Source organism: Bacillus nakamurai (assembly GCF_001584325.1).
Lineage (GTDB): Bacteria > Bacillota > Bacilli > Bacillales > Bacillaceae > Bacillus > Bacillus nakamurai.
This window is the reverse complement of sequence record NZ_LSAZ01000011.1, coordinates 113,889-136,306: the sequence shown is the minus strand read 5'-3', so window position 1 is coordinate 136,306 and position 22,418 is coordinate 113,889. Positions and strand designations below refer to the sequence as shown.

The following is a 22,418-nucleotide window of genomic DNA, read 5'->3' as shown; positions in this document are numbered from 1 at the left end:
AATGTGGTCCTCCTTACTTATCATTACGCTTCAGAAATGCTTTGACCTCACTTAGCGGCCGGGCATTTAAGACGTGTTTTCTTTCAGTCCAGCCTTTGCGCGCAGCGGTTACGCCCGTTTTCATGTCGCTGAGCATCTCAATGTTATGGGCATCTGTATTAATGACCAAGGTTACGCCTTTATCGTTCGCTTTGATCAGATGCTCCGTCCGTAAATCGAGGCGCGCGGGGTTTGCATTCAGTTCAAGCGCCGTGTTTGTTTTTGCGGCAAGCTCAATCAGCATGTCGATGTCGACTTCATAGCCGGCCCGTCTGCCGATCAGGCGGCCCGTCGGGTGCGCGATAATATCCACGTGCTTATTGGTCAGCGCCTGTTCAAGCCGTTTCATAATAACATGCTCCGGCTGGCTGAAACTTGAGTGAATGGAAGCGATGACAAGGTCCATCTCGGAGAGCACGCTGTCATCATAATCAAGCGAGCCGTCAGGCAGGATATCCATTTCCACGCCTTTAAAGATATGAAAATTTTCAAATTCAGCATTTAACGCGTCAATTTCTTCCGCCTGTTTTCTGAGCCGTTCCGCCGTTAAACCGTTAGCCACTTTTAAATATTGCGAGTGGTCGGTGATCGCCATGTACTGATAACCTTTTGCCATACACGCTTCTGCCATTTCTCTGATCGAAAAAGCGCCGTCGCTCCAGGCAGAGTGCATGTGGAGATCCCCTTTTATATCCTCTTGTTCAATTAGATCCGTTTCTTTTCGATAGGTTTCGACCTCCTGCCCGCTTTCCCGGAGCTCCGGGGGAATCAGCGGCAGTCCGAAATGTGCGTAAAAGGCTTCTTCACTCGGGAAGGTTTTGACTTCTCCGGTTTCAATCGTTTCGACTCCGTATTCGCTGATTCGTTCACCGCGTTCTTTCGCGAGCTGGCGCATTTTAATGTTGTGGTCTTTGGAACCTGTGAAATGGTGCAGTGTCGTCGGGAATTGTTCATCTGTCACAAGCCGGAAATCAACACTTGTTTCATATTCAAAGGACAGGATGACTGATACCTTTGTATCGCCGCTTGCTATGACATCTTTTATGTTCGGCAGGGAGAGAAGCTGATCCCTTACTGACGCCGGATTGTCCGTTGCGATAATGTAATCAAGGTCTTTCACCGTTTCCCGCGCTCTTCTGAGACTGCCGGCCCGGGAAAACCTTACAATATCCGTAAAACCGGCCAAATGTTCTTCGATTATTGAAGCGATGCCAAGCGCATAGCCGATCGGAAAGCGTTCCGGCTGTTTCCCGGCTTCTCCCAAAGCCTGAAGAATTTTTTCTTCCGTTTTTTTACCGAATCCGGCGAGCCCCTGCACTTTTTGCTGTTCGCACGCTTCTTTCAGCGATTCCGCGTCATGCACGCCGAGCTCTTGATACAGCTTGGCGATTTTTTTGCCGCCCAGCCCGGGAAGCTTCAAAAGAGGCACTAACCCTTCCGGAACCTCTTTCTGCAATTGGAGAAGCGTGCTTGACACGCCTTCCTTCATATATTCGTGAATGACGCTGTACGTGCCTTTTCCGATGCCGGATAAAGACATCATGTCGTCGATTTCCGAGAGGCTGCGGTCATCCTGCTCAAGAGCCGCGGCCGCTTTTCGGAAGGCTGATATTTTAAACGGGTTGTCCCCTTTCAGTTCCATATAGACCGCAATCGTTTCAAGCAGCCGGATGATATCTTTTTTATGCATCATTTTAACCCCCAGTCGTTTCCTGCTTTTCATCATACAAATTTTTCTCCGCCGGCACAACTGGCGCAGAGCTTGAAAAAAACTTCTCCGGTCAAGAGAAGTTTTTTATTTCCCGTACTGGGCCCACAGTTCTTGCAGGAGGCCTGACAGATACGGCGTATGATGAGTAATGATATCCGCAAGCGTTGATTGTGCGAGCATCTGCTGCAGCGCGCTTACCGGAAGTACGGATGCGACATATAACAAAATAAACGCAAATAAATAGACTTCCAGAAAACCGAGCACTCCGCCCAGCAATTTGTTGATTTGTTTAATGACCGGAATACTTGCGATGATATTAAGCGCCGCTCCGATGATCCGAAGCAGAATTTTTGCAATGATAAACAAAATGACAAACGCAATCGCGTTGTAATAGGCCGTCTCTACGTTACCTTTAATAAAAGAAAGAGCCGCCTGGCCGCCGGAAAAATCAGGCGCCGGTATAAAACTCAGATGCGGTGCCAGGTTTTTGTAAAAAAGCGCCGCAAACGCAATAGAGAGGATAAAACTCGTTAAATATATAAATTGCAGGATAAATCCTCTTTTTAATCCAAGCAATGTGCCCATCAGGAGCAAAACCAAGATGATGATATCTATCATATGCTGTTCATTCCTTTTCTTTAAGCTGCCGCTCCAGTATTTCATATTTTTCTTGGAGTTTCATATAATCATGCACCACATTGACCGCAGTCAAAACTGCGAGCTTATTTATATCAAGATATGGATTTTTCTCGTTGATTTCTCTCATTTTATCATCAACCATTCCGGCCACGTGGCGCATGTGCGCTTTGCTTTCTTCCCCGATAATGGTGAAGTGCTGGCCGTAAATGTTAACTGTCGTTTTCGTTTTTTTGCCGTCAGACAACGTTTCTCCTCCATTCCGCGAGAATCCTAGTTCCTATCATACCATGATTAGCGTTTGAATGGAAAGACGAGCCTCGGGCTGTTATGATACACTGGTATATACAGTGAAAAGTGCCAAAAAAGGAGATTATATCGTGTCCCATTCTGTTATAAAAGTTTCCGCTTCCGCTATTGAACAAATGAAACAGTCCTATGCCGGCTCCATCACCCCGTCCGTGCCGCAGGGCGCCGTCTTTCAGGCTAAGCCGCCCGGCTGTACCATTACAGCCTATCGCTCAGGAAAGGTTTTGTTCCAAGGAAAAAACGCCGGAACTGAAGCTGCACGCTGGGGAACGGCTGAGGCGCCTAAAGCCAAAAAAACAGCTGTCAAAAAAGCGGCAGATCCGCTCTACGTTCCCCCGGCGCACATTGCCTCCATGTCAGTGATCGGTTCTGATGAAGTCGGAACCGGCGATTATTTCGGACCGATTACGGTTGCCTGTGCGTACGCGGACAAAACGAAGCTGGCTTTAATGAAGGAACTGGGGGTAAAGGATTCAAAGGATTTAAAAGACCCGCAGATTATTGAAATTGCCAAACTTTTGATCAAGACCATACCTTACAGCCTTCTCGTTTTAAAAAATGAAAAATACAATCAAATGCAGGAAAAAGGCATGAGCCAAGGGAAAATGAAGGCGCTCCTTCATAATCAGGCGATCTCCAATCTGCTGAAAAAAATGGACGGCGTCAGGCCGGAAGCGATTCTGATTGACCAATTTGCAGAGCCCGGCATTTATTTTAAGCATCTGGCTGGAAGAGACATCGTAAAAGAAAAAACGTATTTCAGCACAAAGGCGGAAGGCATACACCTCTCCGTCGCAGCGGCCTCGATTATTGCCAGATACTCCTTCTTACTTGAGATGGATAAGCTTTCCCGTGAAGCCGGCATGACGATTCCAAAAGGCGCGGGGCCGCATGTGGATGAAGCCGCAGCAAAACTGATACTCAAAAAGGGAGAAGGCTCGCTCCGAACATTTACAAAGCTGCATTTCGCCAATACGCAAAAAGCAAAACGCCTTGCTGAACGGAAGCGGTCATAAGAATAAGAAAAGCTTGCAGACGAATCTGCAAGCTTTTTCATTATCCCCTCAATACAGCCTGATACGTTTCTTCTAACGCTTTCAGCACTTTATCGTGGACTTTTGTCACTTCTTCTTCTGTCAATGTTTGTTCAGGGTTGACGTATTGCAATGAGAAGGCGACTGATTTTTTGCCTTCTTCCATATGCTCGCCTTCGTAAACGTCAAATACGGTGACTTCTTTCAGAAGCGCGCCGCCCGCTTCTTTGATGACGGCTTCGAGCTGGCCGCTTGTGACGTTTTTATCTGTTACAAGCGCGATGTCACGTGTAACGGAAGGATATTTCGGAATGGCGGAATACACGACCGGTTCTGTTTCCGCCGTCAGAAGCATGTGCAAATCAAGCTCGAATACATATGTTTCTTTTATATCAAGCTCTTTTTCCATTGCCGGGTGCACTTGGCCGATGAATCCGGCAAGCGAACCGTTTAAGAGAATATTTGCCGTCCGGCCGGGATGCATGTTTTTGCGCTCCGACTGGACAAATTCAATGCTGTCTGACACATTCAATTGGTGCAGCAGTCCCTCGACAATTCCTTTAACAACAAAGAAATCAACCGGCTTTTTCTCACCCTGCCATAAGTTTTTGCGCCATAATCCGGTAACGGCTCCGGCGACCCGTTCTTTTTCAACAGGCTTTGTGTTTTCTTCCTTCGTCAGGAATACAGAGCCCGTTTCATACAAAGCGACGGAATCAGTCTGTCTCGCCAGATTGTATGATACTGCCTCAAGCAGATTCGGGACAAGGCTGTGTCTGAGAATGCTTCTTTCCTCACTCATCGGTAAAGCGAGCATGGTGTTGAATGATTTTTCAATCGCAAATGCGGCTGCTTTTTTATCATTTGTTAATGAATATGTTGTCGCCTGTGAAAGACCGGCTCCTTCAAGGAAACGTCTGACTTTCCTGCGTTTTGCCTGATACGGTGTCAAACCGCCTGTCGTGCCGGCCGTTTCCGGGAGTGTTGACGGAATGTTGTCATACCCATACAGTCTTGCCGCTTCTTCAATTAAATCTTCTTCTATTTTAATATCCCCCCGGCGAGACGGCACCGTGACGACGAGGATATCTTCGGCTTCACCGACTGAAAAACCGAGTCTTTTATAAATGCTGACCAGTTCTTCTTTCGTGATCGTCATGCCGAGCACGCTGTTCACTTTTTCAACAGAAACGTGAATGTTGTTGGCTTCAATGGTCAGGTGGTTTTCTTCCACTGTGCCTGACAGCACTTCTCCGCCGGCATACGCCTGAATCAGACCGGCAGCCCGTTCAGCCGCAAGAAGCACGCGGGCGGGATCGATGCCTTTTTCATATCTTGCGCTCGCTTCGCTTCTCAGTCCGAGGTCTTTCGACGCTTTGCGGACGGTCTGCCCGTCAAAATAAGCGGCTTCCAGTAAAATCGAGGTTGTGTCTTCACGGACTTCCGACTCAGCTCCGCCCATCACTCCTGCGACGGCTTGCGCTTTTTCACCGTTCGTAATCACCAAGTGTCCGCTTGAAAGCTTTCTTTCCTGTTCATCGAGCGTGACGATGGTTTCTTGTTCCGCCGCTTTTCTGACGACGACTTCTTTAGAGCCGAACCGGTCGTAATCAAAAGCGTGAAGCGGCTGGCCATATTCCAGCAGGACAAAGTTTGTAATGTCCACCACATTATTATGCGGGCGGATGCCTGCGTTCATCAGCTTCGTCTGCATCCAAAGCGGCGATGGGCCGATTTTGACGTTTTTAATGATTTTTGCGGCATACAGCGGATTTGCTTCCTTGTCTTCAATGTGAACAGAAATGTAATCCGCTGCTTTTTCCGCTGCTTCTGTATATTCAGTCTGCGGAAGTTTCACCTCTGTACCGAGGATGGCCGCGACTTCATAGGCCACACCGATCATGTTCATCGCGTCAGCCCGGTTTGGCGTTAAGCCCAGCTCTAAAATCGCATCGTCAAGCTGAAGGGCCGCCAATGCGTCAGCTCCCGTTTCAGCGTCGTTTGGAAAAACGAAAATGCCTTCCGCATATTCCTTCGCCACGAGTTTGCTTTCAATACCGAGCTCCTGAAGGGAACAGATCATGCCATGTGATGCTTCGCCGCGCAGCTTTGCTTTTTTGATTTTGAAATTGCCCGGAAGCACCGCGCCGACTGTTGCAACGGCAACCTTCTGTCCTTTGTCAACATTCGGGGCGCCGCAGATAATCTGCACGGGCTCCTCCGCACCGATATCGACAAGGCATTTGTTAAGCTTGTCGGCATTCGGATGCTGTTCGCGCTCAAGCACGTGTCCGATGACAACGCCTTTTACGCCTTCACCTTTGTACTCAATGCCTTCAACTTCAATTCCGGCTCTTGTAATTTTTTCTGCAAGCACAGCCGGATCCATTCCCTGCAGGTCAACATAATCTTCTAACCATTTATAAGAAACAAACATGTGTATCCTCCTCTTACGCCTGTGTAAACTGCGAAATGAATCTGACATCATTGGTATAGAAATGGCGGATATCTTCAATGCCGTATTTCAACATGGCGATACGTTCAACACCCATTCCAAACGCAAAGCCTTGATATTCTTCCGGGTTAAATCCTGCCATTTTCAGCACGTTCGGGTGAACCATTCCGGCGCCAAGAATTTCGATCCAGCCTGTTTTTTTACAGACGGAGCAGCCTTGTCCGCCGCACTTAAAGCAGGTCACATCCACTTCGACGGATGGCTCCGTGAATGGGAAAAAGCTCGGGCGGAGTCTGATTTCACGGTCTTGGCCGAACATTTTTTTCGCAACCAATTCCAGCGTGCCCTTGAGATCGCTCATGCTGATCTTGCGGTCCACGACAAGCCCTTCAATCTGCATAAATTGGTGGGAGTGTGTCGCGTCATCGTTATCGCGGCGGTACACTTTACCCGGGCAAATGATTTTAACAGGGCCTTTTCCTTTATGCTTTTCCATCGTCCGTGTCTGAACGGGTGAGGTTTGCGTTCTCATCAGCATTTCCTCTGTAATGTAAAAGCTGTCCTGCATGTCGCGGGCCGGATGTTCTTTCGGCAGATTGAGCGCTTCAAAATTGTAATAATCCGTTTCAACTTCAGGGCCTTCTTCGACGGTATAACCCATGCCGATAAATAAATCTTCAATCTCTTCCACGACGACTGTCAGCGGATGGCGCCCGCCGACATTCACCGGGCTGCCCGGCAATGTGACGTCAATTGTCTGACTGCTGAGTTTTTTATTCATTTCTTCTTGTTCAAGCTGTTCATTTTTTGCTGTAATGGCTGCTGCAATACGCTCTCTCACTTCATTGGCGAGCGCGCCCATTTTCGGGCGTTCTTCTGCGGACAGCTTGCCCATGCCGCGAAGCACTTCTGTAATCGGCCCTTTTTTTCCGAGATATTGCACCCGAATGTCGTTTACTTCTTTTAATGAACTTGCCGCTTTTACTTTTTCTGCAGCTTCTAGCTCAAGCTGTTTAAGCTTCTCTTCCATCATGCATCCTCCTTTTATATAAACCAAACCGTTCTATGCCTTTTTCAGAAAACAAAAAAACCCGCCCCTTGCAGAAGGGACGAGTTGTGGCCGCGGTACCACCCTTTTTAAGGCAGACTGATCTGCCGTAAGCTTCATTGACATAACGGAAACTACAGTTCCGGTTCACCTTTACGCGCTTTTGGCGCGGTCCCGGTGACAACTCGAGAGGTGAAAATCAATTTCTGAGCTGCGATAAAAATGCTCTCAGTCAGCGGCATTTTCTCCCTGGAAGGCAGTGATGGCAAAAATTGATGTCCTCTGTCACGGTTTTTACATTATTGCTATCTATTATAGTGAAATTCTTAGCTCCGTGCAACACTATCCTCTGAGATGGTACAGAAGGATGGCCGCTGCCACCGCCACGTTCAGCGATTCTGCCTGTCCGTACAGCGGAACGTACAGATTGAGGTCTGTTTTTTGTAACAGATCGTTATTCACACCTGCTCCCTCGTTGCCGACGATTAATGCAAAAGCCTCTTCAGGTTTCACGCTCTGATAAGCCGCCCCGTTTTGAAGCGCCGTGCCGTAAATGGCGACGCCGCGTGCCTTTAAGTCATCAACGAAGGCTTCGAGGGGACGTTTTAATATCGGGATGTGAAAATGTGATCCTTGGGCGGACCGCAGCGTTTTTCCGTTGTAAGGATCAGCCGTTCCTTCTCCAAGCACAACGGCGTCTATTCCCGCCGCATCGGCCGTACGGATCATCGTTCCGAGATTTCCCGGATCCTGTACGGCATCGATCAGAAGCAGCCGTTTCAGTTCATCCGGCTTCTCATGCGGCAAATGGCAGACAGCGGCAATCTGCTGCGGCGTTTCCGTTTCCGTCACAGCGGAAAACGCGTCTTCGCTCAGCACATAACACGGGATGCTCATATCCAAATCAGCGGGAATGGCACTCTCGTCTTTCACAAGTATTTCTTTTACCGTTCCCTTTGCTTTGAGCGCCTCTTCTACGAGATGCTCTCCTTCTATAAGAAATGTATTCGTTTTGGTTCTGTCTTTTTTCGTGTGAAGTTTTTTCCAATCCTTCACTTTTTGATTTTTTGCAGAGTCGATTCGTTTCACTTATTCCTGTGCTCTCCTTTTTTCAGGCATGTTGTTATTATATCTCAAGAACAGCACATAATAAACCGCGTGCGCGGTAAGAATATGCGTATCACATTCAGGAAAAAGGAGCGGTTGAAATGGATCTTAATTTACGCAACGCCGTTATTGCCAATGTGACAGGCAATAACCAAGACCAGCTTGAGCATACCATCGTTGACGCCATCCAAAGCGGTGAAGAAAAAATGCTCCCGGGACTCGGCGTGTTATTCGAGGTTCTTTGGCAGCATGCGTCAGAATCAGAAAAAAATGAAATGCTCAAAACCTTAGAAGGCGCTTTAAAACCTGCTCAATAAGCGTAAAACCGGGTGATGGGACACCCGGTTTTTTTTGTATAATAATGGCGAGGGGGATCGCCATGCTCTTACAGCCTGAACTGGCAAAGAAAATGATTGCCGAAGTGAAACATATGTACAGCCGTGAAGTGATTATCACCGATACCGACGGGATGATCATCGCCGGCACAAATGATGCGCGGATCGGCCGATTTCATGAAGGCGCGCTGATCTGCGCGCGTGAAAAACGAAATGTGATTATAACAAAAGAAGATGAAAAACGGCTTGAGGGGGTCAAATCCGGCCTCAATCTTCCCGTCTTTTCTGGCCATGAAGTCATCGCTGTGTTCGGATTGACCGGAAAACCGGATGATATATTGCCTTTCGGAGAACTGCTCAGAAAAATGACAGAGCTTTTCATCAAAGAAGCGCGCCACATGGAGCAGGCGCAGTGGCAGGCAAGAATGCTCGAATCCTTTATGGTTGATTGGCTGCAATTAAAAGAATGGTCGCCGGGCTTTTTGGAAAAGGCGAAGCTTCTCGGAGCAGACCTCAGCTCATACCGCCAAATCATCCTGATTCAAGGCGCCTATCATCAAAATGAGGCAGAGCAGATGGGCCGGCTTTGGCAAAATGAATGCCCTTCAGATCTGTTCGTGCGCTGGGGAAATGAACGCATTCTCATTAACCACAAAACAGGGGCCGGCTCGAAGGAGCAGCTTATCAGAAGGATTCAAACCATTTTTACGAAACCTGTCATGGCCGGAATCGGCCGGACTGTCCCGGGGCAGCGTCTGCCGGAATCCTATGAACAAGCAGAGAAGGCGCTCTCTGTCGGCATCATAAAGCAGCAAGCAGTTTATGAAGAAGACTTAAAGCTCGACATGTGCCTTGCCGATATCAAATCCGGGACACGGACGGAATTTTCACAGCGGGTTTTTCAACACGCGCTTGAACACGAGGAGCTGCTGGATACGCTGCGTGCTTTGTTCAGCCGGAATTTATCGTTAAAGCGCACGGCAGCTGACATGCACATTCATATCAATACATTGCGCTACCGCCTATCAAAATTAGAAGCGCTGACAAACATGAAACTTGATCATCCCGAAGATATCACGGCTTTTTATTTAGCACTCCGTTTTTTAGATCAAGATACAAAATAAACAGATTATAAGACTCTTTTTTCAGATGTTTCTCCATAGTATGCAGGTTTGTTTTTCTTTACAATAAAATGAAAACGCTTATCTTATCAGGGAGGTTGGGAGAAAGTGATTTCACGAGAAGCAAAGGAGCAGTTCATCCGGGCTGTCGGGCATGAGAATTATGATGACTCGGCCGCGGGACGCCTTGTTTATTCCTATGATGCGGCGCCGCAGCTGCAAGCGATGCCGGATGCGGTGATAGCGCCCCGCTCCGCGGAAGACGTATCACGCATTTTAACCATTTGCAGCGAGTACGGAATTCCGATTGTGCCGAGGGGATCAGGCACAAACTTATGCGGCGGCACATGTCCGTCCGAAGGCGGGCTTGTTCTTTTATGTAAACATATGAACCGCATTCTTGAGATAGATGAAGAGAATTTGACCATTACCGTTCAGCCGGGCGTGATTACGCTTGATATGATTCACGCGGTCGAACAAAAGGGGTTATTTTATCCTCCTGATCCGAGCAGCATGAAAATATCAACAATCGGCGGAAATATCAATGAAAATTCCGGAGGCCTGCGCGGTTTGAAATACGGCGTCACCCGGGATTATGTGCTCGGCCTTGAAGTCGTTCTGGCCAACGGCGATATAATCCGCACCGGCGGAAAGCTGACGAAGGATGTCGCCGGTTATGATCTTACAAGGCTTTTCGTCGGGTCCGAGGGTACGCTCGGCATTGTGACGGAAGCAACATTAAAGCTTGTGCCGAAGCCGGAAACGAAAAAAACGCTGCTTGCACTCTATGAAAATATTGAAGCGGCGGCGGAAACCGTCTCTGCGATCATAGCTGAGAAAATCATTCCGGCGACACTCGAATTTTTGGATCAGCCGACACTTCAGGTCATTGAAGATTACGCCAAAATCGGACTGCCGACAACCGCAAAAGCCGTTCTTCTGATTGAACAGGACGGCACCTATGATACGGTCACACGTGATATAGAAAAAATTGAAGACATCTGTAAAAAAGGAGCTGCCGTGTCGGTTCAAACCGCCAAAACGGAACAAGAGGCATTTGCCCTTACAGAAGCCCGGCGATCCGCATTATCTGCGCTAGCCAGACTGAAACCGACGACCATTTTGGAAGATGCGACCGTTCCCCGGTCACAGATTGCCAACATGGTCAAAGCGATTAACGACATTGCTGAAACATACAGCCTTTCTATTTGCACATTCGGCCATGCGGGAGACGGCAACCTTCACCCGACGTGCACTACTGATATCAGAAATGAAGAGGAAATGGAACGTGTCGAAAAAGCCTTCGCCGATATTTTTGAGAAAGCGATTGAACTTGGCGGAACGATAACGGGTGAACACGGAGTCGGCATCGTGAAAGCGCCGTATTTAGAAATGAAGCTCAAAACAGAAGGAATCGCCGCCATGAAAGCCATTAAACAGGCACTTGACCCGCACAATCTGTTGAACCCCGGTAAAGTATTTGCCAATCCGGCAAGAAAACGCGTGGTGGTGACGAAATGACAACGGCAAAAGAAAAGAAACAGATTCAGGAAGAATTCAAAAACCGTATGGATGAAAGCGAATTGCTGAACTGTATGCGCTGCGGCTTCTGCCTTCCTTCCTGCCCGACTTATATCGAATCCGGCTTTCAAGAATCCCATTCGCCGCGCGGCCGGATCGCGTTAATGAAAGCAGTCGCCGACGGGCAGATTGAACCTGATGAAGATGTGGAACGGTCGCTCGCGCTTTGTCTCGGGTGCCGGGCATGCGAGCCCGTCTGCCCTGCCGGCGTCAATTACGGACAGCTGCTTGAAGAAGCGCGGGACATTATCAATCAAAATAAAAAACATAAGCCGGGCGTGCACCTTTTGAGAAAAGCCGCCTTTAAAGGGCTTTTTCCTCATCAAAACCGCATGCAGGCAGCCGCCGGGCTTCTTGGGCTTTACCAGCGGTCAGGATTGCAGACGGCTGTCAGAAAAACCGGCATGCTCAGCATCCTGCCAGAGCATTTGCGCACGATGGAAAAAGTGCTCCCGCCTGTCCCAAAACGGAAAGACATGAAGGAACGGCCCCGTTTTCTGCCGGCCGCGCACTCCGTTCAAAAACGGGCGGCTTTTTTCTCCGGCTGTTTAATGGATACATTGTTTTTAGCAACAAATCATGCGACGACATCACTTTTGCAGGCAGCCGGGTGTGAGATCGTGATTCCGGACGGTCAGGCGTGCTGCGGCGCGCTGCATGGTCACAGCGGAGAAAAGGAAACGGGAAAAGAACTGGCCAAACGGAATATCGCAGCCTTCGAAGCGCTAGAAATTGATTATATTATTACAAACGCCGGCGGATGCGGCGCCTTTCTTCAGGAATATGCACATTTATTAAAGGATGAGCCTGAATGGGCGGAACGGGCCCGGCATTTCACAAGGAAGCTCAAGGATTTTTCATCGGTATTGGTTGAACTGGGATTTCATGAAAAGAACTTACAGGCGCAAACGCCGCATATCGTCACTTATCAGGACTCCTGCCACCTCCGCAACGTCATGCACACGTCAGAAGAGCCCCGTCAGCTGCTGAAAAACATTGAAGGAGCTGAATACAGAGAAATGGAAAAGGCGGACAGCTGCTGCGGATCTGCGGGTATTTATAATATTGTGGAATCTGAGATGTCTATGAAAATATTAGACAGTAAAATGAAATCAGCAAAAAAAACAGAGGCAGCTGTCATCGTTACGGCCAATCCGGGGTGTCTTTTACAGATGCAGCTTGGAATTCAGCGTGAAGGATTAAGCAGCCGGGTGCGGGCTGTTCATCTGGCGGATTATTTGCTGGAAGCGATGAATTTGTCATAACTGCTGAATAAAGCCGCGGGGTCCTGCTTGGTCTCCGCGGCTTTACTTCGGAAAAAACAGCTGACGGGAATGCAACTGAAGCAAACACCGGATCAAAGCAGACATTTTTTGCTTCCTTTCACAAAACACCTCTGGCTGTAATTTCTAAGTTCGTGCCGAACGATGACGGACAAGTCCTCCAAATCCCAACATTATCCCGGGATTGACGCTTCCAATCTCGCACTCGGGTCTCGCCACATGTGCGCCCATTTCTTCAAAGCCGCAATGATGATCACAAGCCCCAAGAGCAGCATAATAATGGATAACACGCCATTTAGCACATTGTAACCCGCCGCTTCGGGGTTCAAATATACATACCGCACCATCCAATAGCCGGCATAGTTGACAGTCACATATAAATAAGCGAGAGGGACCAGGCAAGTCAGCATATAGCGCCGTTTATCGGCAATTTTCAAAACCACGGTCGCTCCGATGATTAAGCCGACTGACGCCATAAGCTGATTGGATACCCCAAACAGTGCCCAGATTGAGCTGATGTCGCCTGAATACAGCAGATACCCCCACAGCAGGCAGGCGAGCGCGCTTGAGAAAATGGAGCCGGGCACCCAGTCTGTTTTTTTCAGCGGTTTGTACAATTCGCCGAAAAACTCTTGAATTAAATAACGGGCGACACGGGTTCCTGCATCAATCGCCGTTAAAATGAAGACCGCTTCAAACATAATGACAAATTGAAAAAAGTATGAAGCCAAATGACTGAAAAAAGGAATTCTCGTAAAGATATACGTCATCCCGACGGCCAGCGTAACAGCGCCGCCCGTTCTTCCTTCGAGGCTGAGACCGATTTCTTTGCTCAGGTCAGGCAGATGGACGACATTCATTCCGAGCGCGCGGAACATCTCAGGCGTGCTGTTAATGGCAAAATAATCGGCGGGCTCAAGCGCCGCGGCGGCGATGAGCGCCATAATCCCGACAAGGCATTCCACAAGCATCGCCCCAAAAGCGACCGGCTTCATGTCGCTCCATTTATCCAGCATTTTCGGCGTCGTGCCTGAACCGACAAATGCGTGAAAGCCGGAGATAGCGCCGCAGGCAATGGTTATCGAAATAAACGGCCAGACAGGACCGGCGATAACCGGGCCGCCGCCATGAATAAACTCGGTAAAAGCAGGGAACTTAATGGCCGGATTGACGAAAAATACACCGGCGATCAGAGCGATGAAAACCCCTATCTTCATAAAACTGCTTAAATAGTCACGCGGAGCAAGCAAAAGCCATACGGGAAGCGCAGCGGCAAAAAAAGCATAAACGGGGAGCGCAATCGCAAGCGTTTTCGCATCAAGCGTCAGCATGTCGCCAAGTGCGGTTTTTTGCAGCCACGGCCCGATCACAACACCTGCCATTAACAAAAGAAAACCGACAGTAGAAGCAAGCTTTAAATTTCCTGTTTTTTTATAATAGATTCCAACCCCCATCGCGATCGGAATCGTGATTCCGACCGCAAACGTTCCCCACGGGTTTTTCTCAAGCGCGTGCAGCACGACCATTGACAGCCCCGCCATCGTGATCGTAATGATAAACAGCATGGAAAGACCCGTACAAAAGCCAGCTACCGGCCCAAGCTCGTCTTTTGCCACTTCAGACAGCGTTTTTCCATTTTTCCGCATCGATGCAAACAACACGACAATATCATGAACGGCTCCCCCGATCACCGCCCCGATCAGCAGCCACAACAGCCCGGGCAAATAGCCGAACTGTGCCGCCAGGATCGGCCCGACAAGCGGACCGGCAGCAGCGATCGCAGCAAAATGATGGCCGAAAGACACCCATTTATTCGTAGGCACATAATCTTTCCCGTCCTCAAGCACATGGGCCGGCGTCGGTGTATGATCGGTGATTTTTAATACTTTCACCATCATAAATGTTCCATATAACCGGTAAGCGATAGCCAATATACACATAGACGCTATTACGATTGTAATCGCATTCATTTTTTCCCAGCCCCTTTTCTCTTTTTCTAAATATTATCACAATTACCCAATAATGGGAGATTGTTTTTGACGTAAAAAAAGCCGGCAGCATGGACCGGCTTCTAGCAATCTTATTTTCCCGACAAGCGGATAACATTCCATGACAGCGGCGCGAAATGAGCCGTAACCCTTCCGCCGCTGACGAAGGATGCTCCATTAGAATGCGGGACGACTTGTTTTTTGTTTTGCTGATTTGTCGCTTTGATATCCGGATGCTCAAGTACGATATGCTCAATAATGCGATAGTTTTCGAATCCTCTCAGCTTTACATCCGTCTCCATCAGTTCTTTGCTTTTATTGACGGCAAAAATGGTGAGTGTTTCTTCCTCTTCATGATAAACGGCTGCGGCATCAACATACGGCACGTCTGTAAAATCTGTGCAATCGTATTTCGGGGATGTGATCAAGAGCTTCATAGAAGTCCCTCTTCCATAAACGGAAGCGTGCATGTAAGGATAAAAAATCGTCTGTCTCCATGCCTCCCCGCCCTTTTCGGTCATGATAGGGGCAATCACATTTACAAGCTGAGCAAGACAGGCGATCTTTACCCTGTCGGCGTGCTGCAGCATGGTAATCAGCAGAGAGCCGATCAAAAGCGTCTTCAAAATTGTAGATGTCTTCAAGAATCGGACGGGCCGTAATCCACGGCTGCACCTTTTTATCCGCTTCGTTTGAGTGGTACCATACATTCCATTCATCTAAGGACAGGTGAATGGTTTTTTTGCTGCGTTTTTTCGCTTTCATATAATCACATACAGCTGTTACAGATTTGATAAAATGGTCTAAATCCATCGATCTCGCTAAATAGTTTTCAAGATGATTCTCACGGTTGCCGTAATAGGTATGAAGGGATATGTAATCCACATGCTCATACGTATGCTCAAGCACACCCGCTTCCCATTCGATAAAGGTCGGCATGCCGCTGTTAGAGCTGCCGCAGGCCACCAATTCAATTGAAGGGTCCGTCCATTTCATCACTTTTGCCGTTTCTGCGGCGAGCCGCCCGTATTCATGTGCCGTCTTATGTCCGATCTGCCAAGGGCCGTCCATTTCATTTCCTAAACACCATGTTTTTATTCCGTAAGGCGTTTCATAGCCGTGCGATCTTCTTAAATCACTCCAATAAGACCCTTTGGGATGGTTGCAGTATTCGACGAGGCTGCGTGCCGCGTCCATTCCTCTCGTCCCGAGATTGACCGCCATATTGACTTCGGCGTTTACTTTTTTTGCCCATGTTAAAAATTCATTCGTCCCCACTTCATTCGTTTCTGTCGTCTGCCATGCCAAATCAAGTCTTCGCGGGCGGTCCTTCACCGGGCCGATGCCGTCCTCCCAGTTATAACCGGAGAGAAAATTGCCGCCGGGATAGCGGATCAACGGCACTTGTAATTCCTTAATTAATTCCTGTACATCTGTTCTGAATCCGTCTTGATCCGCTTTCGGATGATCAGGCTCGTATATGCCTTCATAAACCGCCCGGCCCATATGTTCAATAAACGAACCGTAAATCCGTTTATCCACTTCACCGATGATATATTCTTTATCTGCGATCATTCCCGCTTTTTTCATTATGTTTCCTCCCCGTGTTTATCCTTTAACTCCGCCGACTGTCAGACCGGAAATAAAGTATTTTTGGAAAAACAAGAATATGATGATGACCGGAAGAATCGCAAAAACCGAACCGGAAATCAGCATGTCATAATTGTTTCCGTACGGGCTCAGCAAACCCGACAGCCCGATTGGAAGCGTAAACATTTCTTTCGATCGAAGCACGATCAGCGGCCATAAAAAGTTATTCCAGCTATTTAAGGACTGGAGAATAATCATCGCCCCGAATGCCGGCTTCATCAGCGGCGCCATAATTCTGAAGAAAATCCCGAATTCCGTGCAGCCGTCCATCCTTGCCGAATCCAGCAGGTCTTTCGGAAGGCCGAGAGCATATTGCCTGAAAAAGAAAACGGCGACAGGCGATACAATAAACGGCAGCATCACACCCATATAGGAATCAATCAAATGAAGGCCCACCGTCAGTTTAAATAACGGCAGCATCATAACCTCAAGCGGCACCATCATAATAATCAGCACAAGAACAAAAATGACATTTCTGCCTTTAAACTCATATACACCGAGCCCGTAGCCGATCATAGAGGAAAAAAACAGTGTGAGGACCGTAGTAAGGATGCCGAGCACAAGACTGTTAAAAACCATTTAAAATAGATGCTTCCTCCGCTGAATAAGTACGTGTAGTTATCCAAACTCATCACATCTGGGTCCAGACGCGAATTCAGCCCGATACGCATCAGCTCAGATGACGGTTTTAACGAGCCGAGCAATAAGCAGAGCATCGGAAAAACATAAAGCAGACTCAGCATGATAAAAAACAGCGTAAATGCGATTCTGTACACGGCTGACATGTTATGGCCATGCATCGATTACCCCTCCCCTTTAAACGAACCAGACAATTTTAATGAAACGAGGCTGACAATTAAAATGACAAGCAAAAGGACTATTCCGATTGCCGCTCCGTACCCCATTTCATTGTAAGCAAGCCCCTGCTGATACAAATAGCCGACAAGCGTGAGACCGATATTCCCCGGGGAATTATTTTGCCAAAGCACATAGCTTTCCTCAAACATCCTAAATCCGCCAATGATACTGATGGTTAACACGTAAACGGAGACCGGCTTTAAAAACGGAAGGGTAATGTGCCGGAATTTTTTCCACATACTCGCGCCATCAATATCCGCAGCCTCGTACAGCTCTTTCGGTACATTTTGCAGACCGGCAAGAAAATAAAGAATGTTAATGCCCATCCATCTCCACGACGCAAGCAGCACCATCAAAATCATGCCCGTTTCTTTATTGTTGAGCCAGTTTTGCGGAGAAGCGCCGACTTTAATCAACATTTCATTTGCCAGCGACGTGTTCATCTCACCGAAAATGTTCATATGGATTAAAACAAATGAACAACAAACCGAGCCCAGCTTTAAAACCCTCTTTAAGCTTTTAAAAGTGAAAACGACTGAAGCAGTACAATCGGATTCCAAATCGATCCCCTTTTCAATGCAACGGGGCGAATTGCTGATCCTAACATTAGAGGTGAAATGCTTAGAAACAATGAAACAGATACAGCAAAGTGGACCGAATTATTGTGTATCAATAACCAACGAAAACAAATGACAAAGGAGCAGTTTCTCATTGCAGAAGAAACAATTTTCCAAAATCAATTATATAAAGATAACGTAATTGTTGTTTGGGGTGATTTCCATCCTGGTGTAATCGGATTAATTTCATCTCGTATTTCTGAAAAATATAAAAAACCTTCCATTGTTATCTTAATCTCTAACACAGGTACAGGCTCTGCACGAAGCGTTAATAAAACGGATTTCTCTATTGTAAAAGTTATTCAAGATTGTGGAGATTACTTGAAGAAATACGGAGTGCATCGAGCTGCTGCAGGATTTATAAATACCAATGAAAGAACAGCATCTTCATTTATTTCGTTCAGCTATTCAAGAAGCTGCCAAAACATAAACATGCCTAATCCCACCAACCTATTACTTATCGAATTTACCAATAAACAAATTTCCTGAACATCTCTTTCATGATTTATATACACTCGAACCTTTTGGAATGGACACCCTAAGCCTTCTTTCATTAAAATGCTTGGTGAAGATCATTTATTATTCGGTGTTTTTCATCAAAATGTGTATTTGGATTTAAAAAGTGATTTATATGAACAAATAAAAAAAGCTCGTACTATGCATTTCCTTTATACGACGAACTGTTACCACCATAAAAATTTTTTAATCCAGCAAATATCATTGTAAAAAAAGCAGGATGAAGAAAACTGCTTTACTTTACCCTGCTCTTCCTTTTCCCCTCTCTTTTAAGATACTTTCCTCATTGTCCAAAAGATGTTTTACTTGAAATTTTATAAAAGGAGCCCATTTATCATAAGGCTTATTTCTCGATAATACAGTAATACTTGGATTTCGTTCCTCTCAACGACTCTTTCAGTTTACCATCTTCTTCAAAAACCTGTTTTTAAAAATATTTATATAATACCTGTTCCTATTGCTTAGTTATCTCCTCTTTCAAATATTTATCAAGTCCCGTTTGAAATAAAGGGAATGTTACTTTTTCTCCTGCTACTTTTTCAATATTCTTTTTCTGCGACACTTTATCAACTTCTACTTTATCATCAGTCATTTCCTTTTGCTTTTTTAAAGACAACTTGTTATTTTCATTAAGCAACCGCGTTTTCTCTTCAATTAATAAATAAACTTCGTTCTGTAAAAGTGGCATTTCTCTTTTGTAGCTTCTGATTCTCCTTCACCAAAGATTCAACTTGCCCCAAAAGTAATTCACTTTGCTTTTGAGATAATTGAAGCTGGGAATATGTACATTGCTAGCTATAGGAAAAATCTTTTCTTTCTGTTCCAATGTACTAACTTTCTCCCTCAAATCCTGTAGTTCATTCTGCAATTCTTCATTAAGAAAAATAACTTTTTTAACCCTGGCTTCATTCTCTCAATAAAATCCTCTAAATCTTTCTCATAAATCCGCCAACCTTCCTTACGATTCACATTCACCTCACCCACAATCTTCCCCTCCCGTAACCATCTTGTAACAATCTGCTTCGAACTCAATATCGTAACTTTTCAATACCTCCAATGCTTCATTCACATTATACCAACGTGTCATTTTGCATCTTCCTTACCTTTGTAGTTATAAAGTTGCGTTTGTAAGCTATTATTACTATATTCAAGTAAAATTACGGGTATAATTAAAAAAGGATGCACCTAAAGTGGCTGGATCGCTACTTTAAATACATCCTTTTCTTTCTTGAATTAATTCGGCACACAAGTTGATTTCTTTAATTAAATTACTTACACATGTAACTTTTCCATAAAAAGATGCCTCATTTTAACTAACTACTCCCTTAACAACATATTCTTTATAATAGTAATTGTGAAAAGCAGCTAAACAATTATTATTATACAAATGATTCATTCAGAAATCTGATATATCCATTTCTCTCTCAAACAATTCATTTCAATCTGTTTTTCTTGCTCTAATAAATCTAATATTCCAACCGTTTCTGATAACGCTAAGAGAAACTGAATTTCATAAAATCCTACAAATAATTTAGTACATACTTCAAAAACTGTTTGAGGTTTTTCCTTTAGTACCTTAATCACTCTTTTCATTCGTTTTTTCTGTTTTTTAAATTGTTGTTCAATTAATGCATGTATATCAACAATTTCTTGTCCATGTCCCGGAAGAATTCTCTTTATCGGAAGATTCTTTAATTTTCCAATAGATTCATTATATTGAAGAAGTAACTTAGGTCTTTGTGTTTCACCTAAAGCAGGTGGTTCAAGCATTGTATTTAAAAACACATTTTGTATTAAAGTATCTCCACCAATTAATAATCCATCTCTTTCTCGGTATAAACAAATATGTGTAGACGAATGACCTGGTGTTTCTATAATTTTAAAATCTGGAATACTCGGTATTTCGTCTCCCTCTGAAACAACATTTGTGAGCGAACGTTTACAAGACAATGTGAGACTATCATTTATATTTAGCAATTTATTTTGAAAGTTCTCAGGTATACCGTATATTATCCTATAAGTATTTATAAAAGAATCGAATTGCTTATATAAAGTCGTCTCTTGGCTAATCCAAGGATCCATTTTAAAATGCCCATAAACTTTAACATTATCTGGGAATCTATCTAATAATCCTACATGATCAGCATGATGATGTGTAAGAACAATATGTTTAATGTCACATGGGTGATATCCCAAATTTTCTAATTGTTCTATTAAACTTTTCCATGTATTCCCACATCTATTAAAGTAGGTTCTTTACCTTCTATTAAATAAATATGTACGCTTCCAATCGGTCCTGAAATAAGAATTTTTCTGTTATTGCTATATTCCATATTTAATTCATCCTTATCATCTATAAAACCTTTAACTTATTTATTAAGATTATAGAATTAATGTATTATAAATAAATTATCTACTCTTTTCTTCTTCTTTCATAAAAAAGAAAACTAATAAACCCACAAATTAAAATAATCGGTGCACTTATTTTATATAAATCTGTAAAGCTCTTTGCCATCTGATTTTCTGTATAACGAGTTACATCCTCAGAAAATGAATTAACCTGTTCTTTCATCATTTCCATCTTATTTTCTACTTCTTGAGTTACCTGTTTTGTTATTTCTTCTTTTTTACTTTCTCTATATTGAACTGGTATGCTATTTAAAATTCCCATTACCTTTTGCTCAATTAATCTATTTTTTTCCTCTTTGTTTAAAATCTTATCATCTTTATGTGATTTCTTTTCTCCATCTTGTTTTACACTTTTACTTTCAATCTTAGTTTTTGCAACTTCTAAAATTTTTGCTTGTTCACCCTTGTCTACCTGTATTCTTTGAACTCTTTTCTCTGCATACTTAAAAACCTTATCAGTATTAATTGAAATATTATGAGTTAAGCTTGATACAAAAACTGCAACAGCCAACACAACTCCAACTTGTCTCAACATTGATACCACACTCTGTGAAGCAGTTAACAGTTCTCCCTCAAATGTAGATGCTGCTAAAATTGTAATTGGTCCAACAACTAAACCGTATCCAATTCCTAATAACATACATGGAATAATAATTTCTTTATTAGTGGAATGTACAGTAATGCTCTGTAACCAATAATATGCAACACTCATTATACTAAAGCCTGCAAATACAACCGGAACTTTCCCTATTTTTCTTAAAAGTAATGGTGCTAACGGAGAAACAAGAAAAATCATCCCTGAAATCGGTGTTACTAGAAAGGCAGCTTCTAACTCCGTCTTATTTTGCATTCTTGTCAAAAAGGTCGGTAACAAGACTGTTACTCCTACCAAGAACAAATTACTTAAAATTACAACAAAAGAAGCACCCCCGAAGATACGATCCTTGAATAATTGTAAATTCACCATTGGTTCTAAAACTTTTCGTTCCACTATAATAAATAAGAAAAGGGAAGTAACACCAATCCCATAACACATCCAAGCTACATTGCTTAACCAACCCCAATCATTCCCTTTAACCAAGATAAGCGTTAAAAAGAAGATAGTTGAACTACATAATACTAATCCCATCCAATCAATTTTCGCCTGAATACGTTTTTCATTTTTTATATTCAACATAATAAAGCATAAAACGATAGCTATTATACTAATTGGAACATTAACAAGAAATACCCATCTCCATCCCAAATATTCTGTTATTACACCACCCACAGCTGGACCAAGTGCTGCTGATAATCCTTGTGTTACCCCTAAAATAGTAAGCGCTGTATTTCTTTTAGCTAAAGGCACTGCGGAGACCCCAATTACCATAGCTGTAGGAAATAATATGGCAGCTCCTATACTTTGTATAAAGCGAAATAGAATAAGAAATTCTCCACTATGCGCCAAAGCACATAACATAGAACCTAATCCAAAAATAAATAAACCAATTATGTAAATTTTTGCTTTACCAAAAATATCAGCTATACGTCCTAAAGGAATAGCAAACACAGCAATAGACATCGTATATATGTTTAATATCCACGACATTTTTTCTAAAGACGTATTTAGATCTGACTGTATTGCTGGTAGCGCAATGTTCATAATAGTAGTATCTATCATGCAAAGAAAAATACCTAAACACATCAAAAAAACTATTTTTAATCCTTTTTTTTGTTCCATG

At 44.6% G+C, this 22,418-nt stretch carries 17 protein-coding genes and 3 pseudogenes; 6 read left to right on the top strand and 14 right to left on the bottom strand.

Features of this window, described 5'->3' with window-relative positions; all coding sequences use genetic code 11:
• Positions 1–13: 13 nt before the first annotated feature.
• The 3 genes from polX to zapA form a co-directional block, all read right to left on the bottom strand.
• Entirely contained in the window at positions 14–1,729 is a 1,716-nt protein-coding gene (gene polX / locus AXI59_RS07305; RefSeq protein ID WP_061527772.1) for a DNA polymerase/3'-5' exonuclease PolX, read from the bottom strand.
• Positions 1,730–1,834: 105 nt separating this feature from the next.
• Complete coding sequence (locus AXI59_RS07300) at positions 1,835–2,368, bottom strand: CvpA family protein (protein WP_061523040.1); 534 nt, start codon at positions 2,366–2,368, stop codon at positions 1,835–1,837.
• Between the two features lie 7 nt (positions 2,369–2,375).
• The gene (gene zapA, locus AXI59_RS07295) at positions 2,376–2,633 is read right to left on the bottom strand and encodes a cell division protein ZapA (RefSeq protein WP_003152533.1); all 258 of its coding nucleotides are present in this window, start codon (positions 2,631–2,633) and stop codon (positions 2,376–2,378) included.
• Between the two features lie 133 nt (positions 2,634–2,766).
• Here zapA and rnhC point away from each other — a divergent pair, with 133 nt between their 5' ends.
• Positions 2,767–3,711, top strand: a complete 945-nt coding sequence (rnhC, locus tag AXI59_RS07290) for a ribonuclease HIII (RefSeq protein ID WP_061523041.1) — start codon at positions 2,767–2,769, stop codon at positions 3,709–3,711.
• A 40-nt stretch (positions 3,712–3,751) separates the two neighbouring features.
• On the opposite strand, the gene pheT is transcribed toward rnhC, so the two are convergent.
• From pheT to AXI59_RS07275, 3 genes are all read right to left on the bottom strand, one after another.
• A complete protein-coding gene (pheT, locus tag AXI59_RS07285; protein ID WP_061527771.1) occupies positions 3,752–6,166 on the bottom strand; it encodes a phenylalanine--tRNA ligase subunit beta in 2,415 nt (804 codons plus the stop codon).
• Positions 6,167–6,179: 13 nt separating this feature from the next.
• Positions 6,180–7,214, bottom strand: a complete 1,035-nt coding sequence (pheS, locus tag AXI59_RS07280; RefSeq protein WP_061523043.1) for a phenylalanine--tRNA ligase subunit alpha — start codon at positions 7,212–7,214, stop codon at positions 6,180–6,182.
• 360 nt (positions 7,215–7,574) lie between these two features.
• Positions 7,575–8,321 (bottom strand): TrmH family RNA methyltransferase, encoded by a 747-nt coding sequence (locus AXI59_RS07275; protein ID WP_061527770.1) that lies wholly within the window; start codon positions 8,319–8,321, stop codon positions 7,575–7,577.
• A gap of 119 nt (positions 8,322–8,440) precedes the next feature.
• On the opposite strand from AXI59_RS07275, the gene sspI reads away from it, so the two are divergent.
• The 4 genes from sspI to AXI59_RS07255 all read left to right on the top strand — a co-directional run bounded on the left by sspI (position 8,441) and on the right by AXI59_RS07255 (position 12,641).
• On the top strand, positions 8,441–8,656 hold the full coding sequence (gene sspI / locus AXI59_RS07270; protein ID WP_061523045.1) for a small acid-soluble spore protein SspI: 216 nt from the start codon (positions 8,441–8,443) through the stop codon (positions 8,654–8,656).
• A gap of 62 nt (positions 8,657–8,718) precedes the next feature.
• Positions 8,719–9,798 (top strand): CdaR family transcriptional regulator, encoded by a 1,080-nt coding sequence (locus tag AXI59_RS07265; protein ID WP_061527769.1) that lies wholly within the window; start codon positions 8,719–8,721, stop codon positions 9,796–9,798.
• A gap of 105 nt (positions 9,799–9,903) precedes the next feature.
• The gene (glcD, locus tag AXI59_RS07260) at positions 9,904–11,316 is read left to right on the top strand and encodes a glycolate oxidase subunit GlcD (RefSeq protein ID WP_061527768.1); all 1,413 of its coding nucleotides are present in this window, start codon (positions 9,904–9,906) and stop codon (positions 11,314–11,316) included.
• Complete coding sequence (locus AXI59_RS07255) at positions 11,313–12,641, top strand: (Fe-S)-binding protein (RefSeq protein WP_061527767.1); 1,329 nt, start codon at positions 11,313–11,315, stop codon at positions 12,639–12,641. Before glcD ends, AXI59_RS07255 begins: the two co-directional genes overlap by 4 nt.
• Positions 12,642–12,832: 191 nt before the next feature.
• Here the strand turns inward: AXI59_RS07255 and cstA are convergent, their stop codons facing one another.
• From cstA to AXI59_RS07235, 4 genes and pseudogenes are all read right to left on the bottom strand, one after another.
• Complete coding sequence (gene cstA, locus AXI59_RS07250) at positions 12,833–14,629, bottom strand: carbon starvation protein CstA (protein WP_061527766.1); 1,797 nt, start codon at positions 14,627–14,629, stop codon at positions 12,833–12,835.
• Between the two features lie 110 nt (positions 14,630–14,739).
• Positions 14,740–16,237, bottom strand: a pseudogene (gene arfA / locus AXI59_RS07245) (arabinosylfuranosidase ArfA).
• Positions 16,238–16,255: 18 nt separating this feature from the next.
• A pseudogene (locus AXI59_RS07240) lies at positions 16,256–17,097 on the bottom strand (carbohydrate ABC transporter permease).
• A 3-nt stretch (positions 17,098–17,100) separates the two neighbouring features.
• Positions 17,101–17,610: pseudogene (locus AXI59_RS07235) on the bottom strand (carbohydrate ABC transporter permease); the annotation flags it as partial.
• A 162-nt stretch (positions 17,611–17,772) separates the two neighbouring features.
• On the opposite strand from AXI59_RS07235, the gene AXI59_RS20330 reads away from it, so the two are divergent.
• A complete protein-coding gene (locus AXI59_RS20330; RefSeq protein WP_061527765.1) occupies positions 17,773–18,261 on the top strand; it encodes a DHHA1 domain-containing protein in 489 nt (162 codons plus the stop codon).
• A gap of 481 nt (positions 18,262–18,742) precedes the next feature.
• Here the strand turns inward: AXI59_RS20330 and AXI59_RS20325 are convergent, their stop codons facing one another.
• The 4 genes from AXI59_RS20325 to AXI59_RS07215 form a co-directional block, all read right to left on the bottom strand.
• Positions 18,743–18,976, bottom strand: a complete 234-nt coding sequence (locus AXI59_RS20325) for a hypothetical protein (protein WP_238994082.1) — start codon at positions 18,974–18,976, stop codon at positions 18,743–18,745.
• 155 nt (positions 18,977–19,131) lie between these two features.
• Positions 19,132–19,272: a hypothetical protein gene (locus AXI59_RS20320; protein WP_240491492.1), complete on the bottom strand. Its 141-nt coding sequence runs from the start codon at positions 19,270–19,272 to the stop codon at positions 19,132–19,134.
• 408 nt (positions 19,273–19,680) lie between these two features.
• Positions 19,681–20,502 carry an MBL fold metallo-hydrolase gene (locus AXI59_RS07220; protein ID WP_082791742.1) on the bottom strand — a complete coding sequence of 274 codons (822 nt, stop codon included), beginning with the start codon at positions 20,500–20,502 and terminating at the stop codon, positions 19,681–19,683.
• A 199-nt stretch (positions 20,503–20,701) separates the two neighbouring features.
• Positions 20,702–22,417, bottom strand: a complete 1,716-nt coding sequence (locus tag AXI59_RS07215; protein ID WP_061527763.1) for an MFS transporter — start codon at positions 22,415–22,417, stop codon at positions 20,702–20,704.
• Position 22,418 lies beyond the last annotated feature (1 nt).

What these genes read in the sequence shown, in the direction of transcription:
- polX (WP_061527772.1), bottom strand. Translation starts at nt 1,729, where the DNA reads ATGCATAAAAAAGATATCATCCGGCTGCTTGAAACGATTGCGGTCTAT.
- AXI59_RS07300 (WP_061523040.1), bottom strand. Translation starts at nt 2,368, where the DNA reads ATGATAGATATCATCATCTTGGTTTTGCTCCTGATGGGCACATTGCTT.
- pheT (WP_061527771.1), bottom strand. Translation starts at nt 6,166, where the DNA reads ATGTTTGTTTCTTATAAATGGTTAGAAGATTATGTTGACCTGCAGGGA.
- pheS (WP_061523043.1), bottom strand. Translation starts at nt 7,214, where the DNA reads ATGGAAGAGAAGCTTAAACAGCTTGAGCTAGAAGCTGCAGAAAAAGTA.
- sspI (WP_061523045.1), top strand. Translation starts at nt 8,441, where the DNA reads ATGGATCTTAATTTACGCAACGCCGTTATTGCCAATGTGACAGGCAAT.
- AXI59_RS07265 (WP_061527769.1), top strand. Translation starts at nt 8,719, where the DNA reads ATGCTCTTACAGCCTGAACTGGCAAAGAAAATGATTGCCGAAGTGAAA.
- AXI59_RS07255 (WP_061527767.1), top strand. Translation starts at nt 11,313, where the DNA reads ATGACAACGGCAAAAGAAAAGAAACAGATTCAGGAAGAATTCAAAAAC.
- cstA (WP_061527766.1), bottom strand. Translation starts at nt 14,629, where the DNA reads ATGAATGCGATTACAATCGTAATAGCGTCTATGTGTATATTGGCTATC.
- AXI59_RS20330 (WP_061527765.1), top strand. Translation starts at nt 17,773, where the DNA reads ATGCTTAGAAACAATGAAACAGATACAGCAAAGTGGACCGAATTATTG.
- AXI59_RS20325 (WP_238994082.1), bottom strand. Translation starts at nt 18,976, where the DNA reads ATGCCACTTTTACAGAACGAAGTTTATTTATTAATTGAAGAGAAAACG.
- AXI59_RS07215 (WP_061527763.1), bottom strand. Translation starts at nt 22,417, where the DNA reads ATGGAACAAAAAAAAGGATTAAAAATAGTTTTTTTGATGTGTTTAGGT.